The sequence below is a fragment of the Rhodococcus aetherivorans genome, from assembly GCF_025722975.1.
GTDB lineage: Bacteria > Actinomycetota > Actinomycetes > Mycobacteriales > Mycobacteriaceae > Rhodococcus > Rhodococcus aetherivorans.
In genome coordinates this window covers 4,398,916-4,413,330 of the sequence record NZ_CP106982.1, presented here as the reverse complement: position 1 = coordinate 4,413,330, position 14,415 = coordinate 4,398,916, and the positions used below count along the sequence as shown (strand labels likewise).

Annotated in this window: 14 protein-coding genes; 6 read left to right on the top strand and 8 right to left on the bottom strand. The window is 70.9% G+C overall.

The genetic code is table 11. The features are described from left to right. Positions 1 to 2 precede the first annotated feature (2 nt). Positions 3 to 1,940 carry an FAD-dependent monooxygenase gene (locus OCS65_RS19970; RefSeq protein ID WP_263507481.1) on the top strand — a complete coding sequence of 646 codons (1,938 nt, stop codon included), beginning with the start codon at positions 3 to 5 and terminating at the stop codon, positions 1,938 to 1,940. Between the two features lie 65 nt (positions 1,941 to 2,005). On the opposite strand, the gene OCS65_RS19965 is transcribed toward OCS65_RS19970, so the two are convergent. The 5 genes from OCS65_RS19965 to OCS65_RS19945 all read right to left on the bottom strand — a co-directional run bounded on the left by OCS65_RS19965 (position 2,006) and on the right by OCS65_RS19945 (position 6,113). After that, a complete protein-coding gene (locus tag OCS65_RS19965) occupies positions 2,006 to 3,028 on the bottom strand; it encodes an alpha/beta hydrolase (RefSeq protein ID WP_263507480.1) in 1,023 nt (340 codons plus the stop codon). Positions 3,029 to 3,434: 406 nt separating this feature from the next. Further along, on the bottom strand, positions 3,435 to 3,965 hold the full coding sequence (locus tag OCS65_RS19960) for a flavodoxin domain-containing protein (protein WP_263507479.1): 531 nt from the start codon (positions 3,963 to 3,965) through the stop codon (positions 3,435 to 3,437). 39 nt (positions 3,966 to 4,004) lie between these two features. Further along, a complete protein-coding gene (locus tag OCS65_RS19955; protein ID WP_263507478.1) occupies positions 4,005 to 4,853 on the bottom strand; it encodes an alpha/beta fold hydrolase in 849 nt (282 codons plus the stop codon). Beyond that, entirely contained in the window at positions 4,850 to 5,377 is a 528-nt protein-coding gene (locus OCS65_RS19950) for a flavodoxin domain-containing protein (protein WP_263507477.1), read from the bottom strand. The genes OCS65_RS19955 and OCS65_RS19950 overlap by 4 nt, the downstream gene beginning before the upstream one ends. Positions 5,378 to 5,459: 82 nt before the next feature. Further along, positions 5,460 to 6,113, bottom strand: coding sequence for an NAD(P)-dependent oxidoreductase (locus OCS65_RS19945; protein WP_263507476.1), 654 nt, complete (start codon positions 6,111 to 6,113; stop codon positions 5,460 to 5,462). 159 nt (positions 6,114 to 6,272) lie between these two features. Between OCS65_RS19945 and OCS65_RS19940 the strand changes: the two genes are divergently transcribed. Next, on the top strand, positions 6,273 to 6,980 hold the full coding sequence (locus OCS65_RS19940) for a type 1 glutamine amidotransferase (protein WP_263507475.1): 708 nt from the start codon (positions 6,273 to 6,275) through the stop codon (positions 6,978 to 6,980). A 4-nt stretch (positions 6,981 to 6,984) separates the two neighbouring features. On the opposite strand, the gene lhgO is transcribed toward OCS65_RS19940, so the two are convergent. The 3 genes from lhgO to OCS65_RS19925 form a co-directional block, all read right to left on the bottom strand. Further along, positions 6,985 to 8,190 (bottom strand): L-2-hydroxyglutarate oxidase, encoded by a 1,206-nt coding sequence (gene lhgO, locus OCS65_RS19935; protein ID WP_263507474.1) that lies wholly within the window; start codon positions 8,188 to 8,190, stop codon positions 6,985 to 6,987. Positions 8,191 to 8,277: 87 nt separating this feature from the next. Next, complete coding sequence (locus OCS65_RS19930) at positions 8,278 to 9,474, bottom strand: FAD-dependent monooxygenase (RefSeq protein WP_029542596.1); 1,197 nt, start codon at positions 9,472 to 9,474, stop codon at positions 8,278 to 8,280. A gap of 39 nt (positions 9,475 to 9,513) precedes the next feature. Beyond that, positions 9,514 to 10,767: an MFS transporter gene (locus OCS65_RS19925; protein ID WP_006939104.1), complete on the bottom strand. Its 1,254-nt coding sequence runs from the start codon at positions 10,765 to 10,767 to the stop codon at positions 9,514 to 9,516. A 47-nt stretch (positions 10,768 to 10,814) separates the two neighbouring features. On the opposite strand from OCS65_RS19925, the gene OCS65_RS19920 reads away from it, so the two are divergent. The 4 genes from OCS65_RS19920 (at position 10,815) to OCS65_RS19905 (ending at position 14,408) form a co-directional block, all read left to right on the top strand. Next, a complete protein-coding gene (locus tag OCS65_RS19920) occupies positions 10,815 to 11,657 on the top strand; it encodes an IclR family transcriptional regulator (RefSeq protein WP_006939102.1) in 843 nt (280 codons plus the stop codon). A 125-nt stretch (positions 11,658 to 11,782) separates the two neighbouring features. After that, complete coding sequence (locus OCS65_RS19915) at positions 11,783 to 12,853, top strand: cupin domain-containing protein (protein WP_006939100.1); 1,071 nt, start codon at positions 11,783 to 11,785, stop codon at positions 12,851 to 12,853. Between the two features lie 6 nt (positions 12,854 to 12,859). After that, complete coding sequence (locus OCS65_RS19910; protein WP_029542600.1) at positions 12,860 to 13,681, top strand: fumarylacetoacetate hydrolase family protein; 822 nt, start codon at positions 12,860 to 12,862, stop codon at positions 13,679 to 13,681. A gap of 10 nt (positions 13,682 to 13,691) precedes the next feature. Then, positions 13,692 to 14,408 carry a maleylpyruvate isomerase family mycothiol-dependent enzyme gene (locus OCS65_RS19905; RefSeq protein ID WP_029542602.1) on the top strand — a complete coding sequence of 239 codons (717 nt, stop codon included), beginning with the start codon at positions 13,692 to 13,694 and terminating at the stop codon, positions 14,406 to 14,408. Positions 14,409 to 14,415: the final 7 nt, after the last annotated feature.

Genomic DNA, 14,415 nt, shown 5'->3' with positions numbered 1-14,415 from the left:
GCATGTCGACCTACTACCAGCCCCCCAAGTACCCCGCATCCGACTTCCCGTCGATGCAGCCCGACGCCGAGGCGCTGCCCGTCGTCGTCGTCGGAGCCGGACCCGTCGGCATGGCCGTCGCCCTCGGTCTCGCGCAGCGCGGCATCCCCGTGACGATCCTCGAGGCGGCGGACCAGGTCTCCTTCGGCAGCCGCGCCATCTGCATCTCCCGGCACAGCCTCGAGGCCGCCGCACGCCTCGGCTTCGGTGCCGAGCTCGAGAAGATCGTCCTGCCCTGGGTCGGTGGCCGCAGCTTCTACCGGGACCAGCAGGTGCTGCACTTCCGGATGCCGCAGCGCGAGTTCGATGTGCGGCCGCCGATGATCAACGTCTCGCAGTCCGAGTACGAGCAGATCGTCGTCGACACCATCGAGCAGAACCCGCTCATCACGCTGCACTGGCAGGCGAGCATCGCCGGCATCCTCCGCGGCGACGACGAGGTGACCCTCGAGGTCGACACCGCGTTCGGCAAGCGCCACCTGCGCGCCGCGTGGGTCGTCGCCGCCGACGGCGGCCGCAGCCGCATGCGCGAGCTCGCGGGCCTGCGCCTCGAGGGCACCAACTACGAGGGCCGCTACGTCATCGCCGACATCCACTGGGAGTCGGACCTGCCCGCCGAGCGCATGGTCTGGTTCGATCCGCCGAGCAACCCCGGCTCGACGATCATCATGCACAAGCAGCCGAAGAACATCTGGCGCATCGACTACCAGCTCGACCCGTCCGAGGACGCGGAGATCGAGACCCAGGAAGACGCCATCCGGGCCCGCATCGCCAAGCACCTCGACTGGCTGCAGAACGACCTGCCCTGGACGCTCGAGTGGCACGGGTTCTACAGCGCCCGCGCCCTCGCGCTGCGCGAGTTCACCCACGACCGCATCCTCTTCGCCGGCGACGCCGCGCACCTCGTGCCGATCTTCGGCGTGCGCGGCCTGAACTCCGGCATGGAGGACGCCGAGACGCTGGCCTGGCAGCTCGCCGCCGTCGTCCACGGCAACGCCGACGCCGCGCTGCTGCAGGCGTACTCGATCGAGCGGCACGACGCGTGGGAGCAGAACGTCGCGAACGCCGGCAAGTCCACGCTCATCATGTCCCCGGGAACCCACGGGTACCGCACCACCCGCGACGCGGTGCTGGCGCTCGCCGTGGGCCGCCCCGAGTTCGGTGAACTGATCAACCCGCGCCAGTCCAGCGCCACCCACGCTCGCCTGTCGCCGCTGACCTGGCCGGTCGCGGAGGGCCTGACCGGGGTGCTGCCCGGTGACCCCGTCGAGGACCGCCGCGTGCGGGTCGTCACCGCCGACGGCAGCACCGCGTCGTCGCTCAACGTGGTTCGCGGCACCGGCTTCGCCGTCGTGGGCTTCGGTCTCGACGCCGACGGCAGTGCCGCCCTCGCCGCGGCCGCTTCCGCCCTCGCCGCCGCTCTTGCGCCGGAGAGCGTGTGCGCTGCTGCCGTCGGCGGCGCCGACAGTTCTGTTGCCGTCGGCGGTACCGCCGACGACGGGGTCACGGTGCTCGACGCGCCCGACCTGGCCGAGGCGCTCGGCGCGACCGCGGGCGAGGCCTTCGTCATCCGCCCCGACGGCCTGCTGCTGTGCCGGGTGCCGGTCGCCGAACTGTCCGGCGTCGCGGCCGCGCTCCGCGCCGGCACGGCACCCGAGGGCCCGGCCGTCCCCGCACGCCCCGCGCAGGTGCTCACCGACGACGAGCAGCGCCGCGAGAACGTGTGGCTGGGTCTGTCGGATGCGCTCGATCAGGTGGACCCGTCCGACCGGGAAGGCTTCCTGGTCCGCCTCGCCCTGCAGCTCGGCTCGCAGGCCGGCCACCGCGAGTTCGAAGAGGCCATCGCTGCGGCGACCGACACGTCGCCGGTGCGCACCGAGGAACTGGCCCCACAGGCCTGAGTCCGTCCGACGACGGCACCCCCGCCCGGCGGATCCCGGACGGGGGTGCCGTCGCGCGTTGCGGGTCAGGCGCCGATGGCGGAGCCGAGCATCGGCCAGGCCCGGTGCAGGTCCTCCTGCCAGTAGCCCCAGGAATGGGTGCCCACGGGCCGGAAGTCGACGGTGGCCGGGATGCCGAGCTCGGCGAGCCGCCGGGCCAGCAGATGCGTGCATTCGTTGGTGGCGGCCTCGATGATGCCCCCGACGACGACCTGCTCGGCAAGGTTCGCCGGGTCGCCGGCGACGTTCGGATGATCGAGCCGGTCGTACGGACCGGGCAACCCGGTGCCGTTGGACAGGTAGATCTGCGTCCCGCGCAGCTTCTCGGCGTTGACGTAGGGGTCGTTGGCCACCCATGTGGGGTCGCCTTCGGGACCCCACATGTTGTCGGCGTCGCCGCCACCGCGCACCTCGACGACGAGTTCGACGTAGGTCCGGCCGGGACGGGTGCTCGTCTGGGCACAGCCACTGAAGGCGCCGACACCGCGATACAGGCCCGGTGCGGACTCCGCGAGACTCAGCACAGAAGTCCCCGACATCGACAGTCCCGCAATGGCATTAGCCCCGGTGGTGCCGAGAGCCGCGTTGACGATCGGCGGCAGCTCGCGGGTGAGGAAGGTCGTCCACCGGTTCCGGCCGAGGACCGGGTCGTCCTGCTTCCAGTCGGTGTAGTAGCTGAACGCGCCTTCGAGCGGCAGCACCACGTTGACGTCCTTGTCGGCGAAGAAGTCGGCCACGTCGGTGCGGTCGAGCCAGGTGAGGGTGCCGCCGTCGCCGCCGCCGGCGCCGGCGAGCAGGTACAGCACCGGGCGTGGGGTGCTCGTGTCGCGCGGCAGCAGCACCGCCACCGGAATCACGCGGCTCATCGACGCCGAGTACACATGCAGAGTGCGCTGCCGAGGGCTGTTGTCCTCGCTGCGCTCGAGGTACGAACCGTCGGCGCTCGGGGCCGGCTGTGCCGCCGCGGGTGCGGCCACGGCGAGCGCGGCGGCCGTCAGCGTCGCCGCGACGACTGCCGTCACTCGACGGAACGGTCTCGGACGGCGCATGGGATCACCTTCGGTCGGGACGAGATCCTTCGATGCTACGACGCACAAGAGCCCGCACGGGGCATGTGCGGGCTCTTGTGCGTCGGACGGTCAGCTGAGCAGATCCAGGACAAGTTCGAGCAGGTCACCGAGCTCGATTGAACCGAGCAAATCTGCGAGGCTTGACATGAAAGCTCCTTCATTCTGTCAGTTCGGGCGGACTTTTCATGTGTAACACGAGTGTGGTTGATTCGCAGGTAGTTCGGGTACCGATTACCCTTTTTATTTGATATTCGGTATTTCCGCCGGTCAGGGCCGGGGAAATCTGCAGATATATGGGTGAGCATATTGTTCGGACCGCAGCACGGACGCGGGGATTCGGAATTATGTGCGATTCGCGCGGTCGGCCCGAAATGTGAATTCCCGGCTACGGCCGGTCGATATTCCGGACGATCCGGGCGGCGAAGGCGTCGATGTCGGCCCAGTCCCGGTGATCGCCGTACCGGCCGCCGGTCAGGCGGAACACCACCCGGCCCAGAGGCCCCGGCCACTGCTCCGGCTCGATCGCCCCGGCGAAGGCCCGGTACTCGCGCACGTTCGCCGTCGCCCGCAGCGCCGCCGCCACCTTCGGCTCCTTCAGCTTCGGCCGCACCCACCCGGCCAGCCGCGCGGAGATCATCGCGCTCGTCGCACCGATGGTCTGCACCGAGAACAGCCACGCGGGCTTCCCAGCGAGGAGCGCGCGGTGCAGATCCGCGAAACGAGCGGCGGGAGCGAGCCACTGCCCGTTGTGCACCGAGCTGCCGAGCACGATCGCGGCGTAGTCCGACGGATCGACCGGCTCGGCCAGATCCCGAAGGTCCACGTCGTGCCCGGCCTCGGTGAGCCGCTGTGCGATCCGTTCGGCCACGCCGCGGGCCGCCCCGTATGCCGTCGTGTACGCCACCAGTACCTTCACGTGAGCTCCCTCCGCCGACCTGTCCCGATGACGCGACGATTATCCGGCTGTGCCGGAGGGTGCCCGCCAGTTCCCCGGAAAGTCCGGCGCGTCGGGAGTGTCGAGAAAGCTCGAAGCGTCCCTCACGCTCCGCTCACCCGTTATCACGCCCAGGTGGCCCACCCCGGGATGGACGAGCGCCCGGCCCCGCGGCACGGCCGCCGCAGCCTCCCGGAACAGCGCCGCGCCGTAGAAGCCGTCCCGGTCGCCGCCGACCACGAGCACCGGACACGACACCCCGGGGAGCCGGGCGGTCACGTCGAAGCGGTCCTCGGCCTCGGCCACGGCGAGGAAATCGTCGTACCCGTGCCGGGCACCCGACGGCTCGAGCAGCCATCCCAGCGTCCACAGCAGCCTGCGCGACCACCATCGCGCCCCCGTCGTCGCCGCGAGCTCCGCCATCGCCCGTCGCGGATGCCCCTCGCGCACGGCGGCCGCGGCCCGTCGCTGCACCTCGCGGCCCGGGCCGAGGCGGTGCGCCGACGCCACGAGCACCAACCTGCGCACCAGCGCCGGGTGGTCGAGAGCCAGCTGGAGCGCGACGCTGCCGCCGGTCGAGACACCGAGGACGTCGACCGGGCCGGGGAAGTGGTCGGGCATCGCCTCCGCGTAGTCGCGGGCGAGATCCGCCATGGTGGTCCCCGGCTGCAGGCCCGGCCGGCGGTTCACCCACCACACGCGTCGCGTCGTCGTCCAGGGCGCGATCTGTCCCAGCTGGGTGCGGCGGTCGAAGCCGCGGGGTGGCCGGTGGTGGTTCGACAGGCCGGGCATGAACAGCAGGGGCGGACCCGTACCGGCGCGCAGGTAGGGCATGCCCGAGTTCCAGGTGCCCTCCTGCGCTGCGATCACGCCGCGTCCAGCGTCCGTGCGATGCTCCTCGCCCAGTCCTCGATCTCCTGCCAGTCCCGGAAATCGCCTTCAGGCAAGAGCTTTCGTCCGGCGGGCAGCTTGCGCATCAACCGCGCTCCGACACCGAGAGTCTTCGGGTCGAGGGCGCCGAAGAACACGTGATGCTCCCGTGGCGCGACCGCGTCGGTCAGCTCCGAGAGTTCCTGCGGTGCCGCGCTCTCCCGCACGTTCTGTCCCTGTTCGTCGACCTCGTCGGTGCCGAGCGGTCCGCTGGTGAACAGCCAGACCGGGCGGGCGACGAGTCCGTCGCGGTGCTCGCGCACGAACGCGCTCGCCGGCTTCTCCCAGTGCCCCAGGTAGGCGGAACTGCCGACGACGCACGCGTCGTAGTCGTCCACCGACGCCGGAGCCGGCAGTTCCAGAGTGTCCACCACGTGCCCCTCGGTCCGGATCACCTCGGCGATCCGCTCCGCGATCCCGGCGGTGGCGCCGTGCCGGCTGGCGTATGCAACGAGAACCTTCATGGCGGATACCCCTGTCGTCGAGCTGTGCTCCTGCCGGCCCGTTCCACCATCGGCCCCGCCGGCGTCACCCGTCAAGCGCTGCTCAGCCGAGTGCGTCGAGGGCCTCCTCGATCGGGGTGTCCCCGTTGTTGAACTCGATGGTGTGCCGCACCGTCGCGGGCCGGTGCAGCACCGCCGCCGCGACCGCCGCCACGTCCGCCCGCGAGACCTGCCCCTTGCCGGCGTCCGGGCCGGTCTCGATCCGGCCCGTCGGCGGATCCAGGGTCAACAGGCTCGGGCCCAGGATCGTCCAGTCCAGATCGGTGCCGCGCAGGTGCGCGTCCGCGGCCGCCTTCGCCTCGGCGTACGGATGGAAGCCGTTGTCCTCGGGCACGCCGTGGTCCGGGCCGGCCCCGAAGTACGACACCATGACGTAGCGGCGAACCCCCGCGCGCTCGGCCGCGGTCATCGAGGCGATCGCCGCGTCGCGGTCCACGGCGTACGTGCGCTGCGGATTGCCGCCGCCCGCGCCGGCCGACCACACCACGGCGTCGTGACCGGACAGCAGCGGCACGAGTTCGTCGACGCCGAGGTGCTCGACGTCGGCCACGACGGGGGTCGCGCCCGCGGCGCGCACGTCGTCGGCGTGGTCGGGGTTGCGGATCACCGCGGTCACCTCGTCGCCGGCGTCGGCGAGCAGCCGCTCGAGGTGCAGTGCCACCTTCCCGTGGCCGCCGATGATCACGATCCGTGCCATGTCGAATCCTTCCGTCGCCGGCCCGCCCGTCGGGCCGCCTCCCACCATCGCACCACGGCGGCGGTGGTCCGTGGGGGAGCACCGGTCGGCGACGTTCGCTCACCGAACGTTCACGCCCCGGGCACCCGAGGTGCAACGTACAGCGGGCATGCTGGGGCGATGAACCCTGTCGTCCTGGAACTCCGCCACGTCGAATGCGAGGGCCCCGCCGCGTATCTGCCGGTGCTCGAGCAGTACGCGCAGGTGCGCACCGTCCGGCTCGGGCGCGACCCGGTGCCCACGGCGCTCGACTACGCCGCCGTCGTCGTCATGGGCGGCCCGATGGGCGTCGCCGACGCCGCGACGCTTCCGTGGCTGGGGGAGGAGATCGCGTACCTGCGGTCCGCCGTCACCGCCGGCATTCCGGTGTGGGGGGTGTGTCTCGGCGCGCAGCTGCTCGCCGCGGCCCTCGGCGCCGACGTCTACACCGGCCCCGTCCCGGAGGTCGGCGTGGGGGAGGTGGAACTCGCGCACGCCTCGGCCGCCGACCCGGTGTGGGGCGAGCTGCCGTCCACCTTCCCGGTGCTGCAGTGGCACGCCGACACCTTCGACCTGCCGCCGGGCGCCACCCTGCTCGCGTCGTCGCGGGCCTACCCGAACCAGGTGTTCCGGCACGGCAGCAGTTACGGCGTGCAGTTCCATCTCGAGGCCGACGCCGACCAACTCGGTGACTGGCTCGCGATCGACGAGTACCGGGCGTCGCTCGAGGCGGCCCTCGGGCCCGGGTCCGCCGACGCCGTCGCCGCCGAACTGCGCTCGGTACAGCCCGAGACCGTCGCGCACGCGGCGGCCGTGATGAAGCGGTGGCTCGAGACGTACGTCGTGTGAGCGCTCAGGCCTGCAGACCGGCCCGCTCGAGCGCCGCGCCGACGAGGTGCTCGGCGATCGCCATCGACGACGTCGCGCCGGGGGAGGGGGCGTTGCGCAGGTGGACCACGCGCCCGTGCCCGGTGATGACGAAGTCGTCGACGAGCGAGCCGTCGGCCTCCATGGCCTGCGCGCGGATCCCCCGGGGTCCGGGGAGCACGTCGGCGACGGTCAACCCGGGCACGTACTTCGCGGCCTCGGCGACGAACCGCCGGATGCTCACGGCCGTGCGCAGCTCGCGCGACGCGGCCGGGACGTTGTGGACGGCGAAGCGGCGGAATCCGGGGAAGACGAGGGCGTCGCGCAGGTCCCGCAGCGACCCCGACCGGCGGCGGTACGCCTCGCGGCCCGGCGCCAGGAAGGCGTTGGGCCCGACCATGATCGCGCCGTCGACCCGTTTGGTCAGGTGCACGCCGAGGAACGGGTACCGCGGATCGGGCACCGGATAGATCAGTCCGCGCACTCGCCCGGCCGCCTCGGGCCGCAGCAGGTGGTAGTCGCCGAGGAACGGCACGATCGCGGGTGTCGCGAGGTCCCCGGCGCCGTGGGCGAGCCGATCCGACTGCAGGCCCGCGCACGTGATCACCAGGTCGAAGCAGTCGGTGCCGATGTCGGTGCCGACGAGCACCTCGTCGCCGAGGGAGCGGATCGCCGTGACGGGCGTGGCGAGCCGGACGGTGCCGCCCGCCGCGGTGACATCGTCGGCGAGAGCGGTGGTCACCGCGACGTAGTCGACGATGGCGGTGTGCGGGGAGTGCAGGGCGGCGATGCCGCGCGCGTGCGGCTCGATGTCGGTGATCTCGTCGGGCCCGATCCGGCGGATTCCCGGCACCCCGTTGGCGACGGCGCGGTCGTGGATGGCGTCGAGACGGTCGAGTTCGCTGTCGTCGAGCGCGACGACGAGCTTGCCGCACTCCTCGTACGGCAGGCCGCGGGCGGCGGTGAACTCGGCGAGCAACTGCACCCCGCGCCGGCACAGGCGCGCCTTGAGGCTGCCGGGCGGGTAGTACAGCCCGGCGTGCACCACCCCGCTGTTGTGGCCGGTCTGGTGCGCGGCGAGCCGGGGTTCCTTCTCGAAGAGGGTGACGTCGGCCCCGTGCATCGCCAGCTTCCGCGCGGTGGCGGCGCCGATGATCCCCCCGCCCACGACTGCGGCCCGCAGCGAACCCATGCGCGCCAGCCTACGAGCCGGCGGCCGAATGTCACACGGGTTCGCTTGGATCGAACGCGTGTGACATTCGGCCACACGCCCGGTGGCTCAGCGGTTGCGGTCGGAGCTGTAGCCCCACAGCCAGTCGGTGTACTTGTAGCTCGACGTGTCGCGGATGCGGAACAGCTCGTTGCGGGCCTCGCGGCCGGCACCGTCGAGGTGCCAGAGGTCGCCCCACATGCGGCCGGTGGTGAGGATGCGGTTGCAGCGCGGTGCGCGCTCGGCGTTGACGTCGCGCAGGATCTTCGGCCAGTTGGCGTTGTCGCCCTGGTAGTCCTCGGCGGCGTAGTCGGCCAGGCACTTGGCGTCCTCGAGCGCCATGACGGCGCCGGAGGCGAGGTACTGCAGCGGCGGGTGCGCGGCGTCGCCGAGCAGGATCATGCGGCCGTCGACCCAGTTGTCGATCGGGTTGCGGTCGAACATCGGCCACCAGCGGTCGGTCCACAGGTACTTCAGCGCGGTCTGGACGCTCTCGTGGCAGTGGTCGTAGGCGTGCGCGAGTTCGTCCGGGCTGCCCCACTTCTCTTCACCGCGCAGGAATGCGGGCGACTGGAAGACGGCAACCTGGTTGAGCATCTCGCCCTGGCGCAGCGGGTACTGGATGAAGTGGCAGCGCGGGCCGATGTAGCCGACGACGTCCTCGATCTCTTCCTCGAGCGGGACCTCGTTCATCGGGAACGTGCCGCGGAAGGCGACGTATCCGGAGCCGACCGGCTTGTCGTCGGACAGCTTCGGGCGCAGCCGCGAGTGCAGGCCGTCCATGCCGAGAGCGATGTCGCCGACGTGCTCCTCACCGTTCTCGAGGATGACGCGGACCTTGTCGCCTTCGGTGACGACGTCGTTCACGGGGGCGTCGGTGCGCAGGTCGGCGCCGGCCCGGCGGGCGGCGTCGACGAGCACCGCGTGCAGATCGGAGCGGTGGACGACGAAGTACACGCCGCCGTAGTGCTGCTGGTAGTCGTGGCCGAGGTCGACCTTGGTGAGGATCTCGGCGGTGACGGCGTCGCGGAAGACGAGGTTCTTCGGCAGGACACCCTTGGAGATGACCTCGTCGTAGACGCCGAGCGCCTGGAGGATGCGGGAGCCGTGCGGGCCGATCTGCAGTCCGGCGCCCACTTCGCCGAACTCCGAAGCGCGCTCGAACAGCGTGACCTCGGCTCCCCTGAGGGCGAGGGCGAGGGCGTTGGCGACTCCGCCGATGCCGCCGCCGGCGATGAGAACCCGCGCGTCCTTCAGATCGGACATGACACTCCTTGTGGTCGGTAGATCGATATGACGAATGGATCAGTGGGCCATGATCGGGCCGCGCGGTGCGTCGTCGCTGACGGGGAAGCGCTTCCACACGACGGTCAGCAACAGCGAGGCGATCAGCGCGCTCACGGCGAAGAGGATGAAGTTCGAGTTCGCGCCCAGTCCGGCGGCGAGCAGCCAGCCGCCGATCTGCGGGGCGGCCACGGCCCCGATCCGGCCGACGCCGAGCGCCCAGCCGAGCGCGGTGCCGCGCAGATGGTCGGGGTAGTAGGAGGCCACCGCCGCGATGATGAGGCACTGCGTTCCGTGGGTGCCCACGCCGGCGAGCACGAAGATCGCGTACACCACCGCAGTGGGTGGGGAGAGCAGCAGGGCGAGCAGGGCCACGCCGGCGACGAACGCCGCGACGATGCTGGTGGGCACGGTGCCGAACCGCACGCCGCCCCACGCGGTGATGAACGAGCCGGCCACCGCGCCGAGGTTCAGCGCCAGCGCGAAGGTCAGGGCGCTGCCGAGGTCGGTGCCCGTGTTCTGCATGAGCTTCGGCAGCCACGTGCCCAGGCCGTACCAGGCGAGCAGCGTCACCACGGTGACCAGGGCGAACATGATGCTGATGGTCCGGAACCTCGAGCCGAGCAGTTCGCGGAAGCCGCCGCCGGCCGGGGCGTCCGTCTTGGAATGGGTGTTGGGCAGGTACTTCAGCGCCAACGGCACGAGGACGAACAGGGGCACGAGAGCGAACAGGAACATCGGGCGCCAGCCCCAGTTCGGGATGACCGGGATGCCGAGCAGGGCCGCGATGGATCCGCCGATCGGCACGCCGGACATCATCATCGTCGCGACGGCGGCGCGCCACCGCCGCGGAACGAGTTCGGCGGCCAGGGCGTTCGACGTCGGTACCAGGCCGCCGAGGCCGAGTCCGGCGATCAGCCGCATGGCGCCGAACATGAACGGACCGGTGGCGAAGGCGCAGAGCGTGGTGAACACCGACAGCACCACCACGCAGCCGATGACGGCCTGCTTGCGGCCGATCGCGTCGGACAGGCGCCCGGCGAGCACCGCGCCGATCATCATGCCGAGGAACGCGAGGCTGCCGAGGGTTCCGGCGGTCGCGGAGCTGATGCCCCACTCGTCCTGGAGGCTGGAGATGACGTTGCCGTAGACGATGAGGTCGTAGCCGTCGAAGACGACGAACAGCCAGCAGACGATCACGGCGAGCGCCGTGCCGCGATTCAGGACGATCGTGCGTTCGCCGGGGGCGGCGTCGGCGCCGGAAGAACTGTGCATGGCTCTACCGTGATGCGCCCCACGCTCCGGTGCAATAAAGTTCTGGTGTGCAGAAAAAGTCCGCGGCCCCGAAGAAGGCATCGAAGACCATCACCCGGCCGTCGTATGCGCTGGAATCGGTGGACAACGCCCTGCGCCTGCTGCAGATGCTCCGCGACGTCGGTGCGCTGCGGCTCAAGGATGCCGCCGAGGAACTCGGGACGGCCCCGTCGACGGCCCACCGCCTGCTGTCGATGCTGGTGTACCGGGGGTTCGCCGTGCAGGACGAGAAGCGCCGCTACCACCCCGGCCCGGCGATGGGAGTGGGACCCGCGCAGCAGGGCTGGACGCGGGAACTCACCGAACTCTGCCGGCCGCACATGGAGGCGCTGGCGATCCTGACCGGCGAGACGATCAACCTCGTCATCCGGGTGGGGTCGCAGGCCCGGTTCCTCTACTCCGCGGAGTCCGAGTCGATGCTGCGGGTCGGCGACCGCCAAGGTCAGGTGCTGGCCGCCGAGCTCACGGCCGGAGGGCGAATCCTGTTGGCGGAGTTGCCCAGGCAGACGCTCGAGCAGCTCTACCTGAGGCCGCCGGAAGAGCCGCACATCGATCCGCGCCCGATCGCGGGGTACGGGGTGGACCGCCGGCTCGCCCCCGGGGAATTCGAGGTGTTCCTCGCCGAGCTCGAGGCGGCCCGCAGGGTGGGGTTCGCCGTCAACGTGGAGCAGACCGAGGAGGGAGTCGCCGCATTCGGTGTCGCCGTCCGCAACGGGCGCGGGCGGGCGATCGCGGCGATCACGGCCGCGGTGCCGATCACGCGGTACCGCCAGCATCTGAACGGGGCCCTCGTCTCCCGGATGCGCGCGACGGTCCGCGGGATCGAGGTCGACGTCGCGCACATCGAATGACGCCGCCCGGGCCCCGCGGAGGGCGGCGCAGAGATTCCGCATAGAAGAATTGCTTGTGCTGCGGGGGGACCGGAGACCTACGTTGAGAGCAACGCCGCACGTGTCCCGCTTCACGAGGAGAGGTCATGACCGCTACCGAGAACACCGATCCGGAGCTGCAGCAGCTCTACGCAGACTTCGAGACCGAGCACCTCAATCCGCTGTGGACCCAGCTGGGCGACCTGATGCCGATGGCCCCGACGTCCAAGGCCGTGCCGTTCGTGTGGAAGTGGTCGACCCTGTACCCCCTGGCCCAGCGGGCGGGCGATCTCGTGCCCGTCGGCCGCGGCGGCGAGCGGCGTGCCATCGCGCTGGCCAACCCCGGTCTCGGCGGCGTCCCCTACGTCACCCCCACGCTGTGGGCGGCGATCCAGTACCTCGGCCCCAAGGAGACCGCGCCCGAGCACCGGCACTCGCAGAACGCCTTCCGGTTCGTCGTCGAAGGCGAAGGCGTGTGGACCGTCGTCAACGGCGATCCGGTGGCCATGTGCCGCGGCGACTTCCTGCTCACCCCCGGCTGGAACTTCCACGGCCACCACAACGAGACCGACCATCCGATGGCGTGGATCGACGGCCTCGACATCCCGTTCGTCCACTACACCGACACCGGGTTCTTCGAGTTCGGGTCCGACGGCGTGACCGACGAGTCCACCCCGGACGTCTCCCGCTCCGAGCGGCTGTGGGTGCACCCCGGTCTGCGCCCGCTCGTCGGCCTCGACGCCAAGTCCAGCTCGCCGATCGCGTGCTACCGCTGGAAGTACACCGACGCCGCGCTGAACGAGCAGCTCGCCCTCGAGGACGAGGGCTACGCCGCCACCCCGGAACCCGGCCACGCCGCAATCCGGTACACCAACCCGACCACCGGCGGCGACGTCATGCCCACGATCCGCGCCGAGTTCCACCGGCTGCGCGCCGGTGCGCACACCCGCACCCGGCGCGACGTGGGCTCGACCGTGTTCCAGGTCTTCGAGGGTGAAGGTCGCTTCCACCTCGGCGGCCGGGACCACACGGTCACCAAGGGGGACATGATCGTCGTGCCGTCCTGGGTGGAGTGGTCGCTCGAGACCGACGGCGGCGTCGACCTGTTCGCCTTCTCCGACGCCCCGATCGTCGAACGCCTTCACTTCAACCGCACCTACATCTCCGAAGGAGCCTGACCCGACATGCGACTCGCCACCCTCCGCCTCGACGGCACGACCGCCGCCGTGCGCGTCGATTCCGACACCACCGCCACCGTGATCGACGGCTACGCCGACCTGTCCGCGCTGCTGACCGACCCGGACTGGAAGACCGTCGCCGAGCGGGCCTCCGGACGCACCGTCGACCTGACGAACGCCGACTACGCGCCGGTCGTGCCGAACCCCGGCAAGATCGTCTGCGTCGGGTTGAACTACGGGACCCACATCAAGGAGATGGGCCGCGACCTGCCCGAGTACCCGACCCTGTTCTCGAAGTTCAAGGAGGCCCTCACCGGCCCCTACGACGACGTGATCGTCCCCGAGTACGCCGCCGCGCAGCTCGACTGGGAGGCCGAGCTGGCCGTCGTCATCGGCAAGCAGGCGTACCAGGTCTCCGAGGCCGACGCCGAGCAGTACATCGCCGGCTATTCGGTGATCAACGACTACACGATGCGCGACTACCAGTACCGCACGCTGCAGTGGGATCAGGGCAAGACGTTCGAGAAGACCAGCGGCTTCGGTCCGTTCCTGAGCACCGACTACGCCCTCGGCTCGCGCATCGAGACCCGGCTCGAGGGTGAGGTCATGCAGTCGGCCACCACGGACGACCTGGTGTTCACCCCGGCCAAGCTGGTGGACTACATTTCCCACATCGTCACCCTGCAGCCCGGCGACGTCATCATCACCGGCACCACCGGTGGGGTCGGGCACGCCCGTAAGCCTGCTCGCTACATCGGCAACGGGGAGACGGTCGAGGTCAGCATCGAGGGCCTCGGTTCGGTGCGCAACAAGACCATCGTCAAGTAGGAGCTCACCCGTGGGGTTCAACGATCTCGACCTGTCCGAGCGGCTGCTGATCGCCCGGCGCGGCACCGCGTACTTCTCCCAGCGTCTCGCCGAACTCACCGACGACGAGCTGGACGCACCGACCGCGCTCGAGGGGTGGACGCGTAAGCACCTCGTCGCGCACGTGGGCTACAACGCCGCGGCCCTGTGCCGGCTCATGGACTGGGCCGCCACGGGCGTCGAGACGCCCATGTACGCCTCCACCGAGCAGCGCGGACAGGAGATCGCCGAGGGCGCCACCCTCAATGCGGCGGCGCTGCGGAACCTGTTCACCCACACCGTGGCCCGGCTCGACGAGAAGTGGCGGCACCTGCCGGAGTCGGCGTGGCAGGCGCAGGTCCGCACGGCGCAGGGCCGGCTGGTGCCGGCCGAGGAGACCGCCTGGATGCGCACCCGCGAGGTGTGGATCCACGCGGTGGATCTGGGCAACGGCGCGCGCTTCGGCGACTTCCCGCCCGTCGTCCTCGACTCGCTGCTCGACGACATCGTGGGGATGTGGCGCAAGAAGGATCTCGGCGCCGGCCTCGTGCTCGAGGTCGACGGTCGCGACCCGATCGCCGTGCGACAGGACGCCGACCCGGTCACCAAGGTGAGCGGCCCGCTCGCCGCCGTGGTGCGCTGGGCCGCCGGACGTGGCGCCGTCGGACTCACCGCCGGCGCCGACGTGCAGCCGCCGCGCTGGCTCTGATCACCGC

Bases quoted from the DNA above. Each gene is read 5' to 3' on its own strand.
- OCS65_RS19970 (WP_263507481.1), top strand. From the start codon at position 3: ATGTCGACCTACTACCAGCCCCCCAAGTACCCCGCATCCGACTTCCCG.
- OCS65_RS19965 (WP_263507480.1), bottom strand. From the start codon at position 3,028: ATGCGCCGTCCGAGACCGTTCCGTCGAGTGACGGCAGTCGTCGCGGCG.
- OCS65_RS19950 (WP_263507477.1), bottom strand. From the start codon at position 5,377: ATGAAGGTTCTCGTTGCATACGCCAGCCGGCACGGCGCCACCGCCGGG.
- OCS65_RS19945 (WP_263507476.1), bottom strand. From the start codon at position 6,113: ATGGCACGGATCGTGATCATCGGCGGCCACGGGAAGGTGGCACTGCAC.
- OCS65_RS19940 (WP_263507475.1), top strand. From the start codon at position 6,273: ATGAACCCTGTCGTCCTGGAACTCCGCCACGTCGAATGCGAGGGCCCC.
- lhgO (WP_263507474.1), bottom strand. From the start codon at position 8,190: ATGGGTTCGCTGCGGGCCGCAGTCGTGGGCGGGGGGATCATCGGCGCC.
- OCS65_RS19930 (WP_029542596.1), bottom strand. From the start codon at position 9,474: ATGTCCGATCTGAAGGACGCGCGGGTTCTCATCGCCGGCGGCGGCATC.
- OCS65_RS19925 (WP_006939104.1), bottom strand. From the start codon at position 10,767: ATGCACAGTTCTTCCGGCGCCGACGCCGCCCCCGGCGAACGCACGATC.
- OCS65_RS19915 (WP_006939100.1), top strand. From the start codon at position 11,783: ATGACCGCTACCGAGAACACCGATCCGGAGCTGCAGCAGCTCTACGCA.
- OCS65_RS19910 (WP_029542600.1), top strand. From the start codon at position 12,860: ATGCGACTCGCCACCCTCCGCCTCGACGGCACGACCGCCGCCGTGCGC.